We start from the raw sequence: 20,898 nt of genomic DNA on the forward strand, positions 1-20,898 counted from the left end.
TACGCCATACAGGCAACCGTCCCCATATGACGGTGGCCTGCAATGGCTCAACAGGGAAGGGAAATCAGATGTCTATCAGGAAATTGAATGCCTGCTTGCTGACCGGGGCCGCAGCCATGGCAACGCTGGCTGCCGCCCCGGCGTTCGCCGAGCGTGGCACGGATGGCGAGTTGAAGCTGCTGCTCTGGCAGGCCCCGTCCACGCTGAACGTCTATCTTTCGACCGGCGTCAAGGAGATGCTGGCCTCGTCGCTGATCCTGGAGCCGCTGGCGACCTTCGCGCCCGATGGCGAGATCGTTCCCCGGCTGGCCGCCGAAATTCCCACGGTGGAGAATGGCGGCATCTCCGAGGACCTGACCTCGATCACCTGGAAACTCAAGGACGGGATAACGTGGTCTGATGGCACTCCGTTGACTGCCGAGGACGTGAAATTCACCGCCGACTACTGCATGAATGACGAAGGCGGTTGCGCGCAGGCGGCCAAGTTCGAAGGCGTGACTTCGGTCGAGGCGGTCGATCCGCTGACGGTCAAGATCACCTTCAACTCACCGCGCCCCTACCCCTATGCCGCCTTTGTCGGGGCTCAGGCGCCCGTGCTGCAAAAGGCCCAGTTCGAAAATTGCACCGGCGCGAAGGCGGCGACCTGCACCGACGAGAATTTCGGCCCGATCGGCACCGGGCCCTTTCGCGCGACCGGCTTCAAGACCAATGATGTCGTAACGCTGGAGGCAAGCCCGGAATATCGCGAGGCGGACAAACCCGCCTTTGCGAATGTCACCCTGAAGGGCGGCGGCGACTCGACCTCGGCGGCCCGCGCGGTGCTGGAGACGGGCGAATACGATTACGCCTGGAATATTCAACTCGCCCCCGATGTGCTGGAGGGAATGCTCGCCGCAGGCAAGGGCAAGCTGGAGGTCGATTTCGGCTCGACGGTCGAACATATCCTGCTGAACATGTCCGATCCGTCACCGGAACTGCCCGAGGGCGAGCGTTCGACGCTCAAGCACCCGCACCCGATCCTTTCCGATCTCAAGGTCCGGCAGGCGCTGTCCATGGCCATCGACCGGCAATTGCTGAACGAGATCGGCTATGGCGAAACCGGCGAACCGACATGCAACATGGTTCCGAACCCCGAGGTTTACGCTTCGGATAACGAAGACTGCCTGACGCAGGATATCGAGGGAGCCAAGGCACTGCTGGAAGAAGCAGGCTGGACCGTCGGCGGCGATGGCATCCGCGAGAAGGACGGCAGGAAACTGAAACTGCTGTTCCAGACCTCGGTCAATGCCGTGCGTCAGGATTTCCAGGCCCTGATCAAGCAGTGGTGGTCCGAGATCGGCGTGGAAACAGAGCTCAAGACCGTGGATGCCAGCGTCTATTTCGGCTCTGATCCCGGTTCGCCCGATACGATCGTCAAGTTCTATGCCGATGTCGAGATGTATACGGATGTCTATGACGGCACCGATCCGGGCAGTTTCCTTGCCGAGCGCTCTTGCGAGGCGATCCCCAGCCCCGAGAACCAATGGCAGGGCGAGAACAATGCCCGTTATTGCGACGAGGAATATGAAAAGCTGATCGCCGAAATGGCGCAGACATCGGGAATAGAAGCGCGGGCGGAACTGGCCAAGAAGATGAACCTCATGATCACCCGCGATTCCATGACTCATCTGCCGCTGATCGCGCGTGGTCGTGTCTCGGTCAGTTCGAACCGCCTTGGCGGCGTCCAGATGAATGCCTGGGACAGCGAATTCTGGAACGTGGCCGATTGGTATCGCGCCGAAGAATGATCGCAATCCGGCTCGGCCTCAACGGTCGGGCCGGCTCCATCCTGACGCGTAAAAGAGGTTCCGGATGCTGAATTTCACGATCCGCCGACTATTGCTGGCGATCCCGACCCTGCTGTTCATCTCGCTGGTGATCTTCCTGCTGCTGGAGGCCTCGCCTGGCGATCCCTTGGGCGATGTGCCGCTGACCGTGCCCCCCGAGGTCAAGGAGAAGATGCGCGAAGCGCTCGGGCTGGGGCGTCCATGGTATATCCGCTACGTGCTGTGGCTGAAGCAGTTCTTCTGGGTGGAACCACTTTACTGGATCGACCAGATGCTGGGCACCTATTTCAGCGAAGGGATGCAGCGGGTTATCAGCTTTCAGTCCCGCAGCCCGGTCTTTGACGTGATCGTGCAGCGCGTGCCGCAGACGCTGACCGTGGTGGGCATGTCCTATATCGTCGGCGTGATGATCGCGATCCCGATCGGGATCCTGTCGGCCTACAAGCAATATAGCTGGTTCGACCAGCTTGGCACCTTCGTCTCGATGGTTGGTTTCTCGATGCCGACCTTTTTCACCGGAGTGGTGCTGATCATCATCTTCGGGGTCAAGCTGCAATGGTTTCCCTCGGTCTACGACACCACGCATCAGGTGACGGACTGGAGCAGTTTCCTCGTGCAGGTGCGTCAGATGATCATGCCGGTGACGGTGCTGGCTTTGTATAACGCCGCGCAGATCAGCCGTTTCATGCGGGCTTCGATGCTGGACAACCTGGGACAGGACTATGTCCGCACTGCCCGCGCCAAGGGATTGGGAGAACGCAAGGTGGTGCTGAAGCATGTCCTGCGCAACAGCCTGATACCGGTGGTAACGGTGATTGCATTGGGTCTGCCCACCGTGTTCGGCGGCGCGATCATCACCGAGCAGGTGTTCAAGGTGAACGGGCTGGGGCAGCTGCTGATCTCGGCCATCCACGCCAATGACATCCCGATGGTGCTGACGCTCACCTTCATCTTCGCCATCCTGATCGTCACATTTACCCTGATTGCCGATGTTCTCTATGGCGTGCTGGACCCGAGGATTCGCTATGACTGAGATAGAACGCCAGCAACGGATGAATACCGGGGAACTGATCGAGGAAACCGCCGGGGCCGCGGCAGCCACCAGCGCCCTGCCGCCCGATGATCCGCAGATCGCGGGCGGCGAGACCCGCAGCCAGTGGCGCGATGTCTGGCGGCAATTCCGCAGCCACCGGGGTGCCATGGTCGCGCTGGTGCTGTTTGTCGGAGTGCTGCTTTTCGTATCGGTAGGGCCGTGGATCTGGACGCTGGATCCAACCTATGTCGATATCCGCGCCCGCAATACCGGCTTTACCGCCGCCCATCCCCTGGGCACGGACCAGCTTGGCCGTGACATGCTGGCCCGGCTGATGGCGGGCGGGCGCGTCTCGATCGCGGTGGGGCTGACGGCCATGCTGATCGCCATCTTCCTGGGCAGCACGATCGGAGTGCTTTCGGGTTACTTCCGCCGGCTCGACGCACCATTGATGCGGGTGACCGAGCTTTTCCTGGCATTACCCCTGCTGCCTCTGCTGCTCCTGATGGTGACGCTGTTCCGCGAGCCGCTTTCGCAATCCTTCGGCCCGGCCATGGGTATCTTCATACTGATCGTCTCGGCCATCGGCGCGACAAGCTGGATGCAGTCGGCCCGGATCGTGCGCGGCGATGTGCTGGGGCTGAAAGAGCGCGAATTCATCCTGGCTGCCCGATCCATCGGCACGCCGCCGCGCCGGATGATCCTGCGCCATATCCTGCCCAACGTCCTGTCGCCCATAATGGTGGCCGCAACCCTGGGAATCGCCACCGCGATCATCACCGAAAGCGCGCTGAGCTTTCTTGGCCTGGGCTTTCCCCCGGATTTTCCGACATGGGGGCGGCTGCTCTATGACGCGGTTGACCAGATGGTGCTTTATCCGAGCCGGGTAATCCTGCCGGGGATATTCATCTCGTTGACGGTTCTATGCGTGAATTATATCGGCGACGGACTGCGCGATGCCATGGATCCACGGATACGGGGGCGTTAAAGGGGGCCTCTGCCCCGTCGCGATACACGGCCCCGTGGTATCTGCCTTGGGATAGGATGTGATTGGTCTGGCGATTTTACCTGGCCATTGATCAATGGTCGGTCCCGGCATCTGCCCGATCGGATCGAAAGTGAAACGATCCGGCTCTGATGCCGGGATTTGGCGCCATTATTCGGCTCCGGCACGGGTGTATTCGGGTTGGCACTTGCACCCGGATGGGGGAAGGCATTCTCTGGGCCCGCATCCGATATTTCCGGAATGACACATGGACCCAAACCCATATCACAACGAGTTCCGCACCCATGCTTGCCAATCTGCTGATCGTATTGCCGATCTTTGCCCTTATCCTGACAGGCTGGCTGGCGCGGCGCCTCGGTGCTCTCGGGCCGAATGCCACGCGCGAGGTCAATCGCGTGGTCGTTTACCTGGCATTGCCCGCACTGCTTTTCGATATCACCGCAAATGCCGTTCCTTCCCAGATCTGGCAACCGGGCTTTCTCGCCGCATTCACGGCAGGCTGCGGAACGGTCTTTGCCTTCACGATCTGGTTTCGGATGCGGCAGGGGTCACAATTGGCGGATGCCGCCATCGACGGGCTGAACACGAGCTATGCGAATACCGGCTTTATGGGCTTCCCGTTACTTCTGGCCGTAATCGGAGAATCGGCAATGGCGGCGACATTGATCGCGACGATCGTCACCGCTTGCATCCTCTTTGCCTTTGCCATTGTCCTGATCGAAAGCGGTCTGCAGACCGAAACACGCCGTCGCGACATCACCCGGAAGATTTGCCTGTCGCTGCCGAAGAACCCGCTTCTTGTCGCACCGCTGCTGGGCGGAATGGTCATGGCGGCCGGGATTCAAGTTCCGGAAGCGCTGGATACCTATCTGAAGCTGCTTGGCGGGGCGGCATCTCCCTGTGCCCTGATCGCCCTGGGCCTGTTCCTCGCGGATAATTCCGGTCGGCAACCGCGTGCGGGCACGAGGGTTCAGAATAATCTTGTGGCATTGAAGCTGATCGCCCAGCCCGCAGTCACATGGGTGATCGCCGTGCCGGTCCTGCGCCTTCCGTCAGAGATGGCTCATATTGCGGTGCTTCTTGCCGCGCTTCCGACAGGCACCGGCCCATTCATGTTGGCGGAATTCTATGAGCGCGAGGCATTGCTGACGAGCCGTGTCGTGCTGATCACGACTGTCCTGTCGATCGGCACGCTGTCGCTTTACCTCGCCTTGGTTCAGTGAATTGGCTGATTACAGTCAGGACACGGCTTCACCAGGCGCGGCGCTCTCAAGCCACTTTGCACCCTGTTGACTTTCTGGAGACTGCGCCAATGCCGAAGGTCACTTCGAACATATGCCGGATCAGTAGAAATAAGGCAGCTTCTTTTCCTTCGCGGCACGGACCCATGAGGGAACAAAGGGAATGATCCTGTCTTGCGATGGCACCATGACCTCGATGAAGTTGGCACCGGGACTGTTGATCGCCTCGGTCAGAATCCCCTCGATCTGATCTTCCGAGGTGATCCGTGCCGTCCTGAAGCCAAAACCCTCAACGACTTTCAGGTAATCGACGGCACCGAAATCAGTGACCCAGGGCGCATCGACATCATCCAGCAGGATCGCCTCTCCGCGGATCCAGCCGTAGCTGTCGTTGCGGGTCAGGATGACGGTGATATTCTTGCCGCTGCGCTTGACCGTTTCGAAATCGCCCAGCACGAAGGCCAGCGAGCCATCCCCGGTGAACGAGATCACCGGTCCGTCCGAGGCGAAGGCCGCGCCGATTCCCGCCGGCACGGAATAGCCCAGGGCACCCATCGAGTAGTTGGTGATATAGCGCCGGCCTGCCTCGCGCACCGACAAGAGGGCCGAGGGATAGATGGCGCTGACACCCGGCTCGGACGTGACGATAGCGTCAGGGGGCAGGATACGGTCCAACACCTGGGTCAGCTTTACCGGGGAAACAACACCGTCCGGCATGGGGATATTCGAATTGAAGACCGCATCCAGCGCCGTGCGTTTGATCCCGGTCAGATCCAGCATCTTGCGTTCCAGGCCGGGATGCTCGGCCCGGATCAGGTCTACCATATATTCAAGGCTGGCGCGGGCGTCACCGACCATGCCGACCTTGACCGGGAAATTATTGCCCAAATGCGCCTCGGCGATATCGAGATGCAGGAATGTCTTGCTGGCCGGATCACCGTAAAGCTTCCAATGATCGGTGGAGCTGGAATCGGTATTGCTGCCGATGAAGAAAACAGTATCCGCGCTGCCGGCATAGCTGTTGGAATAGTCCATCCCGCCGCGCGCGCCAACCACGCGCAGCGCCAGCGGATGCGTCTCGGGGATTGTGCCCTTGCCCGGCGTGGTCGTGCCCACCGGGATCTGCAGCAGTTCGGCCAGTTCCTGCACAATTTTGGACGCGCGCGAGATCAATGCGCCCTGACCGCAGATTATGACCGGCTTTTCGGCGGCCAGCAGCAGCCTGATCGCCTCTCGGATCTTGCCATGATCTGCAACCGGGCGATGCGCGGGATAGAACCGGTATTCGGGTTCGGCGTATAGGTCGCCGATCTCGGCCGTTTCGTGAAAGATGTTGATCGGCACGCGAATATGAACCGGCGCCGGCCGTCCCGATGTGGCAACCCGGAAGGCCCGGCGCAACATGAAGGGAATTTCCTTCACGGTATGAAGGTGGAAGGATTCCTTGCAGATGCTGTTATAAAGCGCCGTCTGATCTATGCCGGTCAGGCCGTGCTTCTTGTCCTGGTTGATCGGGATATCCGAGCTGAAATAGATCACCGGAACCGAACTGAGCCACGCCTCGGCAATGCCGGGTGAGCAATGGGCCACGCCGGGGCTGGGCGCCTCGAGCACGCAGGGACGGCCGGTGATCTTAGCGTAGGCTTCGGCCGCGTAAGAGGCCGTCCGCTCGTCCCGGGTCAGGACATATTCGATATCGGAATGCTCCTGCCACTCCTTGTACCAGCCGATAGTGGTTTCACCCGGCAGGCCGAACACATGTTGCACCCCATGCAGCTCCAGCATTTTCAGGATGACCTGTGCTCCGTTCATCACTTCGCCCAAAACGACCTCCAATCCCGGCGCCTAAAATTGTGTTCTGATCTGTATACAGATCAATACGCAGGCTGGACCACAAGGCAATTGTTTTTTGGTGACGACCGTCACATTCTGTCGGGACTTTGCACAGGGATTCACAACCGGTTGACAGACATCAGGAAAAATCTCGGCTCCGTTGAACGCGCATACAGGCTGTTAAAAGAGATGGCGGCCAGCTACGAGTTCAAGCCTGATGCACGGCTGAACGAGGGCGAGTTGGCGAAGCGGCTGGATACCAGCCGCACACCGCTCCGCGAGGCACTTAATCGCCTTGTCGCGGAAGGCTTCCTGATATTTCGCAGCGGCCAGGGCTTCTTCTGCCGATCGCTCACGCCGGGCGAGATCATGGATCTCTACGAGGCCCGTGCCGCTATCGAATGTGAGGCTGCGCGCCTTGCGGCGATTCGCGCCAAGCCGGCCGATATTCGAGCACTGGAAATGTTCCTGATCGAGTCGAGGGCGGATTATCAACCTGAAACCTCGCCAGTCGAACTCGTCAGGTTGGACGAAGAGTTTCATCTCAGGTTGACGGCGCTTTCAGGCAATGCCGAAATGTCACGGATGCTCGAAAACATGAACGGGCGGATCCATTATGTGCGCCTCATCGACCTGAAAACGCTCTGCGAACGCAACGGGCCCGATATAGTCACCACGGAGCCGCACAGGCGCATCCTCGAGGCAATCAAGCGGCAGGATTCCGATGCTGCCCAAAAGGAAATGCGCAACCATATCGAACGCCGGCTGGAATCGATTACGGAGAATGTCCGAAACGCCTTCGCCCAGCTATATGCCCCCTGATGCCGGAATGACTGAAAGGGAAGCGGTTGGACACCGGTCCTGAAGAGCTTGCGAAGAACCCGGATTGGATTTCGACAGCCCGGCGCGTCAAGGTCTCGTGATACGATCTTTTCGCCGAAGAATTCGAGGCGACGCGTTTTCGCCTCGATCCGATTTCGCATGCGATAGCCCAACAATCGCTCCCGGATCACCTGCCCGAAGTGCCGGGTTGTGCAGAGGATTTCATGGTGGACAGCCGCGGCGGCGCAGGTCCCGCTTCAAGTAACCTTCCAATCGATATGATAACTAACGCGACCGTGACGCCGCCGGCCTCATCCCGAGCGGAGCCGGCTTTCGACCAGCAACCCCTCTTCATCCAGAATCGGTTGGGCGACCGCAACGATATGGGCGTTGATGCGCTTGAGGTCCCGCAGCATGTCCAGATGCAAAGAGGAGGTATCATGACTTTCGGTCTGACCCTCTCGCAACCTGATCAGATGGTGCTGGGATGACTGTCGTTCCAGCTTGCGGATATCGACCTTGACCTCCATCAACCGCCGGGCCAAGTCGCGGTCGCGGGTCATGAACACCGTCTGCGCCATCCGCAGGTTTTCCTCCGTCATCAGGAACATCCGGTCCAGTTCCTTGTATCCTTCATCCGAGAACCACAGTCCCAGCCCGATCTTCTTGCGCACCATCGGCACCAGGCCCTTGTCGATGATGTCACCTGCATGCTCCAGATTGATGACGTAATCGAGAATGGTGATCGAGCGGCGCTTGTCTTCTTCATTGGCCTCCCGCCCAAGGCGTGAGAGATAGGTTTTCACCTCTTGCTGGCGCCGGTCCACCCTCTCCTCCTGCGCGGCCACCTCGGCAAGCGGCGCCGGATCGTTCCGGTGAAAGGCTATACGGGACTGGTTCAGCATGCGCTCCACCGCGTCGCCGATGGCCAATGCCTCGCGGCTTGCCCCGGCAAGAGCCAGCGGCGGCGTTTCCAGCGCCGCTTCGTCAAGCCAACGTGCCGTCATTGCCGCGGGGATTTCCTCATCGGGCAGGAAATGCGTGATCAGCCGGTATAACAGCCCGGTGAATGGCCAGATTGCCGCCGCCAACGCCAAGTTGAAGGCCAGATGCGTCTCGACCGCCAGCCCTGTCTGCAAAAAGGGTAAAGTTTCCAGGAAGCCCCCGACTTGCCCGGCAAAAGGCAAGACGGCCAGGCAGCCGATTCCCCGGATCAGCAAATTACCGGCTGCAAGCCGCCGGGCCGATACGGCAGCCCGTATCGTCGCCAACACCGGAGGAACCGCACCGCCAAGATTGGCACCAAGCACCAGCGCCACGGTCAGGCCGGGGGCAAGATTCAGCGACAGGATCAGCAGAACCGCCGCCAGTGATGAAGAGCAAATAACCGCGATCAGGGCCGCGAAAAGCAGCGCCACCGGCCAGGCGCCGTCCAGCATGGCAAGAAACACCGCTACTGCGGGGGCATTCCTTAGCGGCTCGGTCGCTTGTTCCAACAGCGTCAGGGAAACCAGCACCAACCCGATACCGATCAGTGCCCGTCCACTGCCTTTCCAGACGGGCTTTGCCTGACGGGCCATGATATAGCCAAGAAACAGCAATGCCGGTGCAACGGCCTCAAGCCCCGCCGACACCACTACGGCAGTCAACGCAGTCCCGACATTCGCGCCGAGCAGAACGATCTGCCCCATATGCCCCCGGATCAGGCCGCGCTCGGCGAATGACGCGGTCATCAACGCCGTCGCCGTGGAAGATTGAAGGCCAAGAGTCGCGATCAATCCCGAGAAGAAGGCGCGCAACCCGGTTCGGGTTCCCAGTCCCAACGCCGTTTTCAACCGCACACCGAAGGCATCCGTCATCCCGTCGCTGACCAGCCGCAATCCGAACAGCAGCATGGCCACCGCGCCGGCAAGCTGGAAAAAGACAGACAGGGATTCCACGTTACTTGCACCTCCGTCAAAAGCGGGATCGCATCGCCATCATTATAGCATTGCCGCAACCCGTTGAATCGCGGTTTTACTATAATTCTTTGTTTTTACCTGTTTCCAAAGACAATACAGGCATCGGGACAGGCCAAGGCACTTTCACGTAAGGTGTTATTTTAAAGCAATTTTCATATCAAACTTGCATACCGTTTCGATGACTGCGCCTCGAACAAAAGGAATGCATGCATTTTATGTAGATCGGCAATCATAATCGTTAATTCGCGTTGAACCCGGCACGCAGGAAAGTCATGTTCCGCATCTCGGCAGATTGCGCAGGGCGGAAATCAGCGAGGTGACTGCCATGAACTTTCCCACAGGTTACTTGACTCTTTCTATAGGCATTTATAGGCGCAGATAGGAAATTCGAAACCCTACTGTGGATATCGCCATGCTCGCTCGCCCCACCGCTTTTTTAACGATCACCCTTGCGGCGGCGTCGCATGGCGCTATCGCGGAACCAGTCACGATCACGGATATCGCCGGGCGCGAAGTCACGGTCGAAGCGCCGGCCGATCGCATCATCCTGGGAGAAGGGCGGCAAATCTATCTGCTGGGCGCGCTGGAACGTGAAGCACCGTTCGCCCGTGTCGTCGGCTGGCGCGAGGATTTGCTTCAGGCCGATCCCGACAGCTACGCCGCCTATGCGGAAAAATTTCCCGAGCTCAAGGAACTGCCCACCTTTGGCGGCTTCAAGGACGGCACATTCGATGTCGAGCAGGCCGCCGCGCTCAAGCCTGATGTGGTGCTGATGAACCTGGAGTCCCGGGCCGCGACCGAGGATGCGGGCTATGACGACAAGCTGGCCGAGTTGGGCATTCCCATCGTCTATGTCGACTTTCGCGAGGACCCCATGGCCCACAGCATCAAGTCGATGCGTATCATGGGCAAGCTGATTGGCCAGGAAGAACGGGCGCGGGAATATGTCGCCTATGTCGAAGAACAGATGGCCCGGGTCACGGATGTGCTAGCCAAGGAGGAGTTCGAACGGCCTTCGGTCTTCGTCGATCGCGCGGGTGGTTACTCCGAGGATTGCTGCATGACATTCGGCGACGGCAATTTCGGCGAGTATGTCGAGATCGCCGGCGGCACGAATATCGCCGGGGACATATTACCCACCACCTTCGGCACCATGAACCCGGAACAGATCATCGCCGCGAATCCCGATCATGTCATCGTCACCGGCGGTCAATGGGAAGCCTATGTTCCCGGCGGTGCCTGGGTTGGCGTCGGCCCTGGCTCGGACATGGAGGCCGCGCACACCAAGCTGGAGGCCTTGACCCGTCGCACAGCCATGACCGGCATCGACGCAGTGGAAAACGGCCAGTTCCACGCCATATGGCACCAGTTCTACGACAATCCATACTACTTCGTGGCGGTGCAGCGGATCGCGAAATGGCTGCATCCGGACCTGTTCGCCGATCTGGATCCCGAAGCCACGCTGAAGGAACTGCACGAACGGTTCCTGCCGGTGTCCTATCAGCCCGGCTACTGGATCTCGCTTGATGAGCAGTAAGGCGGATACTTGCGAGCAGACAATCGAAGGGCGCGATTACTATCGCGCCCTCGTCATTCGGCGGCAGTTCATTCTAATCGCCCTCGCTGCGGCTCTTGCGCTCAGCCTATGCGTGGATCTGGCGCTCGGCCCCGCGCGCTACGGGCTGGGACAGGTGATCGAAGCCCTGATCCGGCCCTCCCATGTCGATGAACAGTTGCGGGTCATCCTGTGGGAAATCCGCATGCCGGTGGCCTTGATGGCACTGGTGGTGGGGGCAAGCCTGTCCGTCGCGGGGATGCAGATGCAGACCATCCTCAACAACCCGCTGGCGAGCCCCTTCACCCTGGGGATCTCTGCCGGAGCGGGTTTCGGTGCGGCCCTGGCACTGGCCTTCGGGGTGGTGATATTTCCCTTTGCCGTGGATTACGTCATTCCGGCCAATGCATTCCTGATGGCGATGCTGACCTCTCTGGCGATCTATGGGCTGAGCCTGCGCCGGGGCGTCAGCAGCGAAACCATCGTGCTGCTGGGCATTGCACTGGTTTTCATCTTCAACGCGCTCATGTCACTGATCCAGTTCTTTGCCAGTCAGCAGGCCGTCGCTGCGGTGGTATTCTGGACCATGGGCAGCCTGACCAAGGCGACCTGGCCCAAGCTGTGGATATCGTTCGCGGTATTGGCAATATCCCTGCCGCTCCTGGCGCGGAGAGGCTGGGCGCTGACTGCCATGCGCCTAGGTGACGCCAAAGCGGAAAGCATGGGCGTGAAGCTGCGCAGCCTGCGGCTCGAGGTGCTCCTGATCGTCAGCCTTCTGGCCTCGATTTCGGTTTCTTTCGTGGGGACGATCGGTTTCATCGGCCTCGTCGGCCCGCATATCGCCCGGATGCTGCTTGGCGAGGATCAGCGCTTCCTGCTGCCGGGCACCGCATTGTCGGGGGCGCTGATCCTGTCGATCGGCTCGGTTCTGTCCAAGATGATCATTCCCGGAACGGTCATTCCCATCGGGATCGTCACTGCGATCGTCGGGATCCCGTTCTTTCTGTATCTGATCCTCAATCGCAGGGTCGCGACATGGTAACCTTGCAGCTTCACGATCTCGGCGCATCCTATGGCCGACGGCAGGTCCTTTCGGGCGTATCGACCCCACCCCTGTCAGGTGGGCAGCTGGTCGCGCTTCTGGGTCCGAACGCCGCTGGCAAATCCACGCTGTTTCGGCGGATCTTCGGCCTGCTGTCAGGCAGTGGCAAGGTATGCGTGGATGGCGCGGACGCTCCCCGGCCTATTGCCTACATGCCGCAGGACAACGGCGCGCGGCCGGTATTGTCGGTCTATGAGTCGATCCTGCTGGCACGGATGCAGGGGCGGCATCTCAGGGTTTCGGCAGAGGACCATGTAGAAGTCGATCGCATGCTGGAGCTGCTGGACATCGCTCATCTGCGCGGCCGCAATGTCGGAGATCTCAGCGGCGGGCAACGCCAGATGATCGGCGCGGCGCAGGCCCTAGTGCAGCAACCCCGGATCCTGCTGATGGACGAACCGACCTCGGCACTTGATCTGAGCCGGCAGATCGATTTGCTGACACTGTTGCAACGGCTGGCGAAAGAACAAGGGTTGCTGATCATCGTCGCAATGCATGATATCGGCCATGCGCTGCGTTTTGCCGATGCAGCCATGGTGATCGACCGTGGTCACATGATCGCCTGCGGCCCGACGGAAGAGATCGTGACACCTGAACTCTTGCGGCAGGTTTTCGAGGTGGAAGCCAGGATCGAACCCTGCTCGAAAGGCCGCCCGCAACTGATCGTCGAGGGGCGCGCAACCGGCTCCCCGGCACCCGAGGGAAGATAACGGAACAGAGCGAGGGTGCGGCGATATCCCGCCAGCACCAAAGCCCTTGCGGCGCGAACGGGTCACAATCGCCGTGCCGCTGGCCGGATATTCCAGTCCAAGGTCCCCTGACCTTCGCCTGTTTCAATCCACGAATGCCCGCTCGACCACATAGGTCGCGGGATTATTGTTGGCGCCTTCCTTCAGGCCAAACCGCTCCAATACCCGCTTGGTATCGTTCAGCATTGCCTTTGAGCCGCAGATCATGCCGCGGTCGGTCTCCGGCGAGATCGGAAGCAGACCGAGATCGTCAAAAATCTTGCCGGAGGTCATCAGGTCGGTGATACGTCCCTGCCGGGGATATTCCTCACGGGTGACAGTGCAGTAATGCCGCAGTTTCTGCGCCATCTCTCCGACCAGCGGATCGTCCCTCATCGCCGAGACCAGTTCCTGCCCGTATCTCAGTTCGTCCACATTGCGGCAGGTATGGGTCAGGATCACCTCGTCGAATTTCTCATAGGTCTCGGGATCGCGGACCAGGGATGCAAAGGGCGCGATGCCGGTGCCGGTCGAGAACATCCACAGCCGTTTTCCCGGCAATAACGCATCGTTAACCAAAGTGCCGGTCGGTTTCTTGCGCATCAGCACGGTGTCGCCGATGCGGATTTTCTGCAAATGTTCGGTCAGCGGTCCGCCCGGCACCTTGATCGAATAGAATTCCAGTTCATCGTCCCAAGCAGGAGAAGCCACCGAATATGCGCGAAAGACCGGCTTTTCAGCGTTGGGCAGCCCGATCATCACGAACTCGCCCGAACGAAAGCGAAAACTCGCGGGGCGCGTAAGGCGGAATTTGAACAGGCGGTCGGTGTAATGTTCGACCGAGGTAACGGTCTCGGCAAAGATGCCGGCAGGAACCGGGAATTCGGTCTTGGCAGTCGCGTCCAGTGACATCGAAAGCTCCTATGGCTCAGGCAGCAGCGGGGGTTTCGGAAAGCAGGGAGAGCTTGCCGGTTCGATCCTTCCATGCCTCGGCATCGGGAAGCGGATCCTTCCTTTCGGTAATGACCGGCCAGATCCCCGCATATCTGCGATTCAACTCGACCCATTGATTGCTGCCGGGATCCGAGTCCGGGCGGATTGCATCTGCCGGGCATTCCGGCTCGCATACACCGCAATCGATACATTCGTCGGGATGTATCACCAATGTATTCTCACCCTCGTAAAAGCAATCCACCGGGCAAACCTCGACGCAGTCGGTGAACTTACAATTGACGCAGGCATCCGTCACGACATAGGTCATTCGGCATACTCCATTTCATTCGTATACTAACAATAATCAAAAGCTGCACCCTGCTGTCAAGACGTTCGTATACATATGAGTTTGGGATGTATCCGCACTTGACGGAATCTCGAATTCCATTAGCCTACTAACAAGCCGGGATCGCAAACCAGAGCCAGTGGAGGAACCCATGCCGCAGAAATTGGTGATCAGGAACATCGGGATGCTGCTGTCGGGCAAGATGGAGGAGCCCATTCTCGACGGAGATTGCCTCATAGCATCCGACGGCAAGATCCTGGAATGGGGCAACGAGAAGGATCTTGATACCGAGGGGGCCGATACGCTGGTCGATGCGCATGGCGTAACCGTGGCACCGGGGCTGATCGACAGCCATATTCATCCGGTGGTGGGCGATTACACGCCGCGCCAGCAACAGTTGCACTGGATCGATTCCACGCTGCATGGCGGCGTCACCACGCTGATTTCCGCCGGAGAGGTGCATATGCCCGGACGGCCCAAGGATGTGATCGGCCTGAAGGCGATGGCGATCGCGGCACAGCGCTGGTATGAAAATTTCCGCCCCTCCGGCGTGAAGGTGCATGCCGGGGCACCGGTGATCGAACATGGCATGGTCGAACAGGATTTCAAGGATTTGGCCGATGCCGGGGTTACTCTTCTGGGTGAAGTCGGGCTGGGCAGCGTAAAGGACGGCAAGACGGCGCGGCAGATGGTCGATTGGGCGCGCAAATACGGCATTCAATCGACGATTCATACCGGAGGTCCCTCCATTCCCGGTTCGGGTTTGATCGATGCCCAGATGGTGCTGGAGACCGGCACCGATGTGATCGGCCATATCAATGGCGGCCATTCGGCACTGCCCGACGATCAGATCACCTGCCTTTGCGAAAGCTGCCAGGCAGGGCTGGAGATCGTGCATAACGGCAATGAACGTGCCGCGCTGCTGACCCTGAACACCGCGCGGGAACTGAAGCAGATGGAGCGGATCATCCTGGGCACTGACGGACCGGCGGGTTCCGGTGTGCAGCCACTGGGGATCCTGCGGATGATCGCTATGCTGTCCTCACTGGGTCATGTGCCCGCCGAGATCGCCTTCTGCTTCGGCAACGGCAATACCGCAAGGCAGCGCGAACTTGATACCGGCCTGATCGAGAAAGGCTATTGCGCGGATTTCGTGCTGATGGATCAGGCACAGCACGCACCGGGCAAGAACCTTCTTGAATCAGTGCAACTGGGCAATCTGCCGGGCGTCGGCATGACCATTATCGACGGCGTCATCCGCAGCGAGCGCAGCCGCAACACGCCGCCTGCGACGCGCCTGCCGGAACGAGTCGCCTGAAGCCGCGGCCGATCAGCAAATCTTGCGCAATATCTTCAGGAGGTTGCGCTGTTCGGAAGCGGTCAGGGGCTGCAGGGTCTCTTGCGTGATCCGGTGCCCGACCTCACGCAGCGGCCCGATAAGCTCCGCCCCTTCAGGGCTCAACGAAATCAGGCTGCGCCGCCGGTCATGCGGTGCGGGCTTGATCGTGATCAGCCCCTTTTCCCGCAGCCGGTCGACCACCCCCTTGATCGTCGCGACATCCATCGCCGCCAATCGGCCAAGGTGGTTTTGCGAGCACTCCCCCTGTTCGGCGACCCGTATAAGCGCCGTGAACTGGGTCGGGGTCAGCCCGTGCAGCGTATGCGCCTGAAAAATCGTGGTGTGCCTCTGATTGGCGAGACGCAGAAGAAACCCTACCTGATCATCCAGACTGTATTCGCCACCATGCGGATCGTTCACTTCTGCCCCCATTTACCTGCTCTCGCCTGATTTCGTTCACATTTTAGTCGCATTACACCGACAGGCAATATGGTCCCCGGAGTTTCCGGCAAAGCCGCATTCGTCAGACCGCAAGATATTTCCTGCTGATCTCGGGATGCTGATCCAGATCGTCGAAACTGCCGTCATAACGAACCTGCCCCTTCTCGATGATATAGGCACGGTCCGAGACCAGCCGGGCGAAATGCAGGTTCTGTTCCGAAATGAGCACCGACAGCCCCTGGCGCTTAAGCTCGGCAATGACGAACCCCATCTGTTCGACGATGACCGGGGCGATGCCTTCCGAGGGCTCGTCAAGCAGCACCACAGCCGGATTGCCCATCAACGTGCGGGCGATGGTCAGCATCTGCTGTTCACCGCCCGAAAGGTGCTTGCCCAGATTGCTGCGCCTTTCCCTTAGATTGGGAAACAGGTCAAACAGCCGTTCCAATGTCCATTCCGGCGCATTCTCGCGCTTTGCCCGGCGGCCGACCTCAAGATTTTCCTCAACGGTCAGATCGCGGAAGATGCGCCGTTCCTCGGGCACATAGCCGATCCCGGCGCGGCAGATCATATAGCTCGGCTTGCCGAGGATATCCTGATTCTCATAGCTGATCCGGCCATCCACCTGACGAAGCATTCCCATGATCGACTTCATCGTCGTGGTCTTGCCCGCGCCGTTGCGCCCCAGCAACGCAACCACCTCGTTCCTTCCAAGCAGGATCGACACGTCATGCAGGATTTGCGCACGGCCATAGCGCGCATTTAGATTGGCGACCTCAAGCACTGGCGGCCTCATTCTCAGCTTCAAAGACAGCACCGCCACCGAGGTAAACCTCCTGGACCATCGGATTTTCCCGGATCTCGCTCCCGGTTCCTTCTGCGATCAATTCGCCCCGGTTCAGCACCAGGATCCGGTGAGCATGTGCAAAGACCACATCCATATCATGTTCGGTAAACACGACGCTGACCTGCTGCCTGGCGACGATCTCCGCCGTCAGCGCCATCAGCGCCACTCGCTCCGAAGGCGCCATGCCCGCAGTGGGCTCATCCATCAGCAGCAACACCGGGTCATGGGCAAGTGCGATCGCCAGTTCCAACCGCTTCAGATCCCCGTAGGCGAGTTCCGAACAGGCACGCGACGCGTGCTCTTGCATCGACACCAATTCAAGCAATTGCTCCGCCCTGTCGCGATAAAGCCGTGTCGCCCGCGAAAACAGGTCGAAACAGCGGCGGTGATATGAGATCAGCGCCATCTGGACGTTTTCCAAGACAGTCATCGACAGGAATGTCTCGGTAATCTGGAATGTCCGTCCCACGCCCATCCTCCAGATCTTGCGGGGGCGTATCCCGACCAATTCCTTGCCCTGCAGTCTGACCGAGCCGCGATCCGGTTTCAGATAGCCGTTCAGCATGTTGAAACAGGTCGTCTTACCCGCCCCGTTCGGTCCGATCAGGGCGAGGAATTCACCGCGCCGCAGATCGAAACTGAAATCGTCAACCGCCTGAATCCCCCCGAATGCCTTGGAAAGATTACGGGCCTCAAGAACGGTATTCATGCCGTGCCTCCCTTCCGGACGGCCCGGATGCGGGCGAACAGACGATTGATCCCGCCCGCGATACCATCGGGAGCGAGCAATACCACCACGAGGATGATGATACCGAAGATAACACGCCAATAGGCCAGCCGCGTCACCCAATCCTCGATCATCACGAAAACACCCGCGCCGAGGATGGGACCGGCAAGGGCATGGATACCGCCAAGAAGCACCATGATCAGCCCGTCGATGGATTGCGCGATGCCGAGTGAATCCGGAAAGACACTTCCCTTGGAGAAAGCGAAGATCGTCCCCGCCAGCCCGGCGACGGCTCCGGCGAGCGTGAAGCCCATCCATTGATGAAAGCGCGAGTCGACGCCGATTGCCTCGGCCCGGGTCCTGCTGTCACGTATGCCCCTGAGCGTGTAGCCAAAGGGTGAATGCGCGGCCCGGCGCAGAAACCAGATGCCGCCGATGCAACACACGAAGGCAAGGTAGAAATAGACCTTGTCCGAGCTTGCCCAGCCCGCCGGCCAGACCCCGACGATGCCGTCATCGCCACCGGTGAACTGCTGCCATTGGAAGGTAATCCCCCAAAGGATCTGTGCAGCCGCCAAAGTGAGCATCGCCAGATAAACCCCGGACAGCCGCACGCAGAACCAGCCGAAGAACAATGCCCCTGCCCCGGCGACGGCAGGCGCCAGGAAAATCGTCGGCAACATCCCGATGCCCAATTGCTTGACCATCATCGCGGCCGCATAGGCCCCTATGCCGAAATAGGCAGCATGTCCAAAGCTGACCATGCCGCCGATCCCCATCATGAAGTGCAGCGATACCGCAAATAATGTGGCAACCATCACATCGACCAGCAGAACAGTGGTGAAATCGCCGACGATGACAGGGCTAAGCGCGAATACGGCCATCGCGGCAAACAGGATCATCATGCCCTTCTCGCCCATCAGCCTCAGCGGCTGCTCGGGTTCTGTCGGCGCACCGTGTTCGCTTCCCGCTGCGCCGAACAGGCCGTGGGGGCGCAGTGTCAGCACGATCGCCATGACGATGAACGGCAGCACGATGGAAACCTGCGGAAATATGAGGATGGCAAAGGCGTTGAGCACCGAGATCAGCACCGCCGCCACATATGCGCCGGTGACACTGCCCATGCCGCCGATGACCACGATCACGAAGGCTTCCCCTATGACCGACAGGTCCATCTGCAGGCTCACTGTCTCGCGCGGGATTTGCAGCGCACCGCCCAATCCGGCGAGAAACGCGCCCAGAACGAATGTGGCCGAGAACAGCCACGCCTGATTGACGCCAAGCGCGGCAACCATCTCGCGGTCCTGTGTCGCGGCACGCACCAGCACGCCCCAACGGGTCTTACGGAACAGCAGCCAGATGCCAAGCAGCACCAGCGGTCCGATCGCGATCAGGGCAAGGTCGTATTCGGGAATCGGCTCGCCCATGATCCGCAGGGCTCCGTCCAGCCCCGGCGCGCGCGGTCCCAGCAAATCTTGCGCCCCCCAGATGGCAAGCGTGGCATCCTGGAAAATCAGCAGGACGCCGAAGGTAGCCACCAATTGGAACAGTTCGGGCGCGTGATAGATGCGGCGCAGGATCGTCATCTCGATCAGCAGCCCGATCAGCCCGACAATGGCGGCGGCCACCAGGACGCCCAACCAGAAGCCGAAGGCGCCCAGGTCCATTGCGCTGACCAGCGTATATGCCAGATAGGCCCCGACCATATACAGCGAGCCATGCGCGAAATTCACGATCCGCGTCACTCCAAAGATGATCGACAGCCCCGATGCGATCAGGAACAGCGAAGACGCGTTAGCCAAGCCGGTCAGCAACTGCGCGAAGTAAAAGCCCATGAGATAGCCATCCTTGCCATTGCGGAATAAGGAAAGGTGCCGGAGCGATCAGGGCCGCTCCGGCCCGGTGTCGTCGGTCTTATTCCGCCGGGCGCAGCTTGGCGGCCTCCTCTTCGGATGGCAGATAATCGGCGCCATCGGCATAGACCCAGTCCACCATGGTCGGCTTGCCGTCGACCAGGGCGGTCTTGCCTACATAGGCACCCATGGTGGATTGGTGATCGGCAGCGCGGAACATGAAGGGGCCGGTCGGGCTGCTCTCGACCTGCAATCCTTCCATCGCCTCCAGCAGCGCCTCGGTCTCGGTTGATCCCGCTTTTCTCAGCGCAGCGGCAATCGCCAGGATTGAATTATACCCGACGATCGAGCCGGTCCGCGGCTCTTCTCCGAACTTGTCCATATAGGCCTTGGCGAATGCGACATGTTCTTCGGTTTCGATAGCGGCTGGCGGATAGCCGGTCACGATCCAGCCTTCCGGGGTTTCGTCACCCAGGGGCAGAAGATATTCCGGCTCGCCAGTCAGCAGCGACACGACGGGGCGGTCCTCGAACAGGAAGCGCAAAGAGCCCTCGCGGACGAATTTGGGCAGGTCGCCCCCGAAGGTCACGTTATAGATCGCATCGGGCTTGGCGGCCTCCAATGCCCGCACGGTCGAGCCCGCATCGATCTTGAAGACCGGGGGCCATTGTTCCTCGACGAATTCCACGTCGGGACGCAGGCGGGTCAACTCAGCCTTGAAGGCCTTTACCGCGTCCTGCCCATAGGCATAGTTCGGCGCGACCGTCGCCCATTTCACCGCGTCCAGCTTGGCGGCTTGCTCGGCCAGCATGGCGGCTTGCATATGGGTCGAAGGACGCAGGCGGTAGGTGTATTTGTTCCCCTTGGACCAGACAAGCGCATCGGTGAGCGGCTCGGAGGCAAGAAACAGCACCTGCTTTTGCTTGGCAAAATCGGCCACCGCCAGCCCGATATTCGACAGGAAGGTGCCGAACAGCAAAGTGACCCCGTCCTTTGTGACCATCTCTTCGGCAATACGGATCGCCGTTGCCGGATCACCGGTGTCGTCCCGGCTTATGACCTCCAGCATGCGTCCATCGATACCGCCCTCGGCATTGACCTGTTCGACCGCCAGTTGCCAGCCCTTCTTGTAAGGTTCGGTAAAGGCAGGCAAGCGGGTATAGGAGTTGATCTCTCCCAGCAGGATCGGGTCCTCTGCGGCCAGGGCCATGCCGGGCGTCAGCCCCAGAAGCGGCAAGGAGGCGATGGCTCCCAGCAAGATACGGCGCATATTCATCTTCTACTCCACTGTTGTCTTCTGTCTGT

At 60.0% G+C, this 20,898-nt stretch carries 18 protein-coding genes; 9 read left to right on the forward strand and 9 right to left on the reverse strand.

Features of this window, described 5'->3' with window-relative positions:
- Positions 1-68 precede the first annotated feature (68 nt).
- The 4 genes from C9E81_RS08320 to C9E81_RS08335 all read left to right on the forward strand — a co-directional run bounded on the left by C9E81_RS08320 (position 69) and on the right by C9E81_RS08335 (position 5,088).
- Positions 69-1,787, forward strand: a complete 1,719-nt coding sequence (locus C9E81_RS08320; protein WP_122111879.1) for a peptide ABC transporter substrate-binding protein — start codon at positions 69-71, stop codon at positions 1,785-1,787.
- Between the two features lie 64 nt (positions 1,788-1,851).
- The gene (locus C9E81_RS08325) at positions 1,852-2,859 is read left to right on the forward strand and encodes an ABC transporter permease (RefSeq protein WP_122111880.1); all 1,008 of its coding nucleotides are present in this window, start codon (positions 1,852-1,854) and stop codon (positions 2,857-2,859) included.
- The gene (locus C9E81_RS08330; protein WP_122111881.1) at positions 2,852-3,847 is read left to right on the forward strand and encodes an ABC transporter permease; all 996 of its coding nucleotides are present in this window, start codon (positions 2,852-2,854) and stop codon (positions 3,845-3,847) included. Before C9E81_RS08325 ends, C9E81_RS08330 begins: the two co-directional genes overlap by 8 nt.
- Positions 3,848-4,149: 302 nt before the next feature.
- Positions 4,150-5,088 (forward strand): AEC family transporter, encoded by a 939-nt coding sequence (locus C9E81_RS08335; RefSeq protein WP_122112384.1) that lies wholly within the window; start codon positions 4,150-4,152, stop codon positions 5,086-5,088.
- A gap of 120 nt (positions 5,089-5,208) precedes the next feature.
- Here the strand turns inward: C9E81_RS08335 and C9E81_RS08340 are convergent, their stop codons facing one another.
- Entirely contained in the window at positions 5,209-6,918 is a 1,710-nt protein-coding gene (locus C9E81_RS08340; RefSeq protein WP_122111882.1) for a thiamine pyrophosphate-binding protein, read from the reverse strand.
- Between C9E81_RS08340 and C9E81_RS08345 the strand changes: the two genes are divergently transcribed.
- On the forward strand, positions 6,877-7,761 hold the full coding sequence (locus tag C9E81_RS08345; RefSeq protein WP_122112385.1) for a GntR family transcriptional regulator: 885 nt from the start codon (positions 6,877-6,879) through the stop codon (positions 7,759-7,761). The genes C9E81_RS08340 and C9E81_RS08345 overlap by 42 nt on opposite strands.
- Before the next feature lie 311 nt (positions 7,762-8,072).
- Here the strand turns inward: C9E81_RS08345 and C9E81_RS08350 are convergent, their stop codons facing one another.
- The gene (locus C9E81_RS08350; RefSeq protein ID WP_243698576.1) at positions 8,073-9,701 is read right to left on the reverse strand and encodes a Na/Pi cotransporter family protein; all 1,629 of its coding nucleotides are present in this window, start codon (positions 9,699-9,701) and stop codon (positions 8,073-8,075) included.
- A gap of 433 nt (positions 9,702-10,134) precedes the next feature.
- Between C9E81_RS08350 and C9E81_RS08355 the strand changes: the two genes are divergently transcribed.
- From C9E81_RS08355 to C9E81_RS08365, 3 genes are read left to right on the forward strand one after another with little or no spacing between them, the layout of a single operon-like run.
- Positions 10,135-11,259: an ABC transporter substrate-binding protein gene (locus C9E81_RS08355; RefSeq protein WP_122111883.1), complete on the forward strand. Its 1,125-nt coding sequence runs from the start codon at positions 10,135-10,137 to the stop codon at positions 11,257-11,259.
- Entirely contained in the window at positions 11,249-12,319 is a 1,071-nt protein-coding gene (locus C9E81_RS08360; RefSeq protein WP_122111884.1) for a FecCD family ABC transporter permease, read from the forward strand. The genes C9E81_RS08355 and C9E81_RS08360 overlap by 11 nt, the downstream gene beginning before the upstream one ends.
- The gene (locus tag C9E81_RS08365; protein WP_122111885.1) at positions 12,313-13,089 is read left to right on the forward strand and encodes an ABC transporter ATP-binding protein; all 777 of its coding nucleotides are present in this window, start codon (positions 12,313-12,315) and stop codon (positions 13,087-13,089) included. Before C9E81_RS08360 ends, C9E81_RS08365 begins: the two co-directional genes overlap by 7 nt.
- 123 nt (positions 13,090-13,212) lie before the next feature.
- Here C9E81_RS08365 and C9E81_RS08370 read toward each other — a convergent pair whose 3' ends face one another.
- Both C9E81_RS08370 and fdxA read right to left on the reverse strand, forming a co-directional pair.
- Positions 13,213-14,019, reverse strand: coding sequence for a ferredoxin--NADP reductase (locus C9E81_RS08370; RefSeq protein ID WP_122111886.1), 807 nt, complete (start codon positions 14,017-14,019; stop codon positions 13,213-13,215).
- Between the two features lie 16 nt (positions 14,020-14,035).
- The gene (gene fdxA / locus C9E81_RS08375; RefSeq protein WP_122111887.1) at positions 14,036-14,368 is read right to left on the reverse strand and encodes a ferredoxin FdxA; all 333 of its coding nucleotides are present in this window, start codon (positions 14,366-14,368) and stop codon (positions 14,036-14,038) included.
- Between the two features lie 169 nt (positions 14,369-14,537).
- Here fdxA and C9E81_RS08380 point away from each other — a divergent pair, with 169 nt between their 5' ends.
- Positions 14,538-15,704, forward strand: a complete 1,167-nt coding sequence (locus C9E81_RS08380; RefSeq protein ID WP_122111888.1) for an amidohydrolase family protein — start codon at positions 14,538-14,540, stop codon at positions 15,702-15,704.
- Positions 15,705-15,716: 12 nt separating this feature from the next.
- Here the strand turns inward: C9E81_RS08380 and C9E81_RS08385 are convergent, their stop codons facing one another.
- The 5 genes from C9E81_RS08385 to C9E81_RS08405 form a co-directional block, all read right to left on the reverse strand.
- Complete coding sequence (locus tag C9E81_RS08385; RefSeq protein WP_122111889.1) at positions 15,717-16,157, reverse strand: MarR family winged helix-turn-helix transcriptional regulator; 441 nt, start codon at positions 16,155-16,157, stop codon at positions 15,717-15,719.
- Positions 16,158-16,248: 91 nt separating this feature from the next.
- Positions 16,249-16,962 carry an ABC transporter ATP-binding protein gene (locus tag C9E81_RS08390; RefSeq protein ID WP_122111890.1) on the reverse strand — a complete coding sequence of 238 codons (714 nt, stop codon included), beginning with the start codon at positions 16,960-16,962 and terminating at the stop codon, positions 16,249-16,251.
- Complete coding sequence (locus C9E81_RS08395; RefSeq protein ID WP_122111891.1) at positions 16,943-17,722, reverse strand: ABC transporter ATP-binding protein; 780 nt, start codon at positions 17,720-17,722, stop codon at positions 16,943-16,945. Before C9E81_RS08395 ends, C9E81_RS08390 begins: the two co-directional genes overlap by 20 nt.
- On the reverse strand, positions 17,719-19,575 hold the full coding sequence (locus C9E81_RS08400; RefSeq protein WP_122111892.1) for an ABC transporter permease: 1,857 nt from the start codon (positions 19,573-19,575) through the stop codon (positions 17,719-17,721). The genes C9E81_RS08395 and C9E81_RS08400 overlap by 4 nt, the downstream gene beginning before the upstream one ends.
- Positions 19,576-19,654: 79 nt before the next feature.
- Positions 19,655-20,863 (reverse strand): ABC transporter substrate-binding protein, encoded by a 1,209-nt coding sequence (locus tag C9E81_RS08405; RefSeq protein ID WP_122112387.1) that lies wholly within the window; start codon positions 20,861-20,863, stop codon positions 19,655-19,657.
- Positions 20,864-20,898: the final 35 nt, after the last annotated feature.

Source organism: Paracoccus alkanivorans (genome assembly GCF_003697785.1).
GTDB lineage: Bacteria > Pseudomonadota > Alphaproteobacteria > Rhodobacterales > Rhodobacteraceae > Paracoccus > Paracoccus alkanivorans.

Bases quoted from the DNA above. Each gene is read 5' to 3' on its own strand.
- C9E81_RS08385 (WP_122111889.1), bottom strand. From the start codon at position 16,157: ATGGGGGCAGAAGTGAACGATCCGCATGGTGGCGAATACAGTCTGGAT.
- C9E81_RS08320 (WP_122111879.1), top strand. From the start codon at position 69: ATGTCTATCAGGAAATTGAATGCCTGCTTGCTGACCGGGGCCGCAGCC.
- C9E81_RS08330 (WP_122111881.1), top strand. From the start codon at position 2,852: ATGACTGAGATAGAACGCCAGCAACGGATGAATACCGGGGAACTGATC.
- C9E81_RS08335 (WP_122112384.1), top strand. From the start codon at position 4,150: ATGCTTGCCAATCTGCTGATCGTATTGCCGATCTTTGCCCTTATCCTG.
- C9E81_RS08365 (WP_122111885.1), top strand. From the start codon at position 12,313: ATGGTAACCTTGCAGCTTCACGATCTCGGCGCATCCTATGGCCGACGG.
- C9E81_RS08395 (WP_122111891.1), bottom strand. From the start codon at position 17,722: ATGAATACCGTTCTTGAGGCCCGTAATCTTTCCAAGGCATTCGGGGGG.
- C9E81_RS08400 (WP_122111892.1), bottom strand. From the start codon at position 19,575: ATGGGCTTTTACTTCGCGCAGTTGCTGACCGGCTTGGCTAACGCGTCT.
- C9E81_RS08380 (WP_122111888.1), top strand. From the start codon at position 14,538: ATGCCGCAGAAATTGGTGATCAGGAACATCGGGATGCTGCTGTCGGGC.
- C9E81_RS08390 (WP_122111890.1), bottom strand. From the start codon at position 16,962: ATGAGGCCGCCAGTGCTTGAGGTCGCCAATCTAAATGCGCGCTATGGC.
- C9E81_RS08405 (WP_122112387.1), bottom strand. From the start codon at position 20,863: ATGCGCCGTATCTTGCTGGGAGCCATCGCCTCCTTGCCGCTTCTGGGG.
- C9E81_RS08355 (WP_122111883.1), top strand. From the start codon at position 10,135: ATGCTCGCTCGCCCCACCGCTTTTTTAACGATCACCCTTGCGGCGGCG.
- C9E81_RS08340 (WP_122111882.1), bottom strand. From the start codon at position 6,918: ATGAACGGAGCACAGGTCATCCTGAAAATGCTGGAGCTGCATGGGGTG.
- C9E81_RS08360 (WP_122111884.1), top strand. From the start codon at position 11,249: ATGAGCAGTAAGGCGGATACTTGCGAGCAGACAATCGAAGGGCGCGAT.
- fdxA (WP_122111887.1), bottom strand. From the start codon at position 14,368: ATGACCTATGTCGTGACGGATGCCTGCGTCAATTGTAAGTTCACCGAC.
- C9E81_RS08345 (WP_122112385.1), top strand. From the start codon at position 6,877: ATGCAGCTCCAGCATTTTCAGGATGACCTGTGCTCCGTTCATCACTTC.
- C9E81_RS08325 (WP_122111880.1), top strand. From the start codon at position 1,852: ATGCTGAATTTCACGATCCGCCGACTATTGCTGGCGATCCCGACCCTG.
- C9E81_RS08370 (WP_122111886.1), bottom strand. From the start codon at position 14,019: ATGTCACTGGACGCGACTGCCAAGACCGAATTCCCGGTTCCTGCCGGC.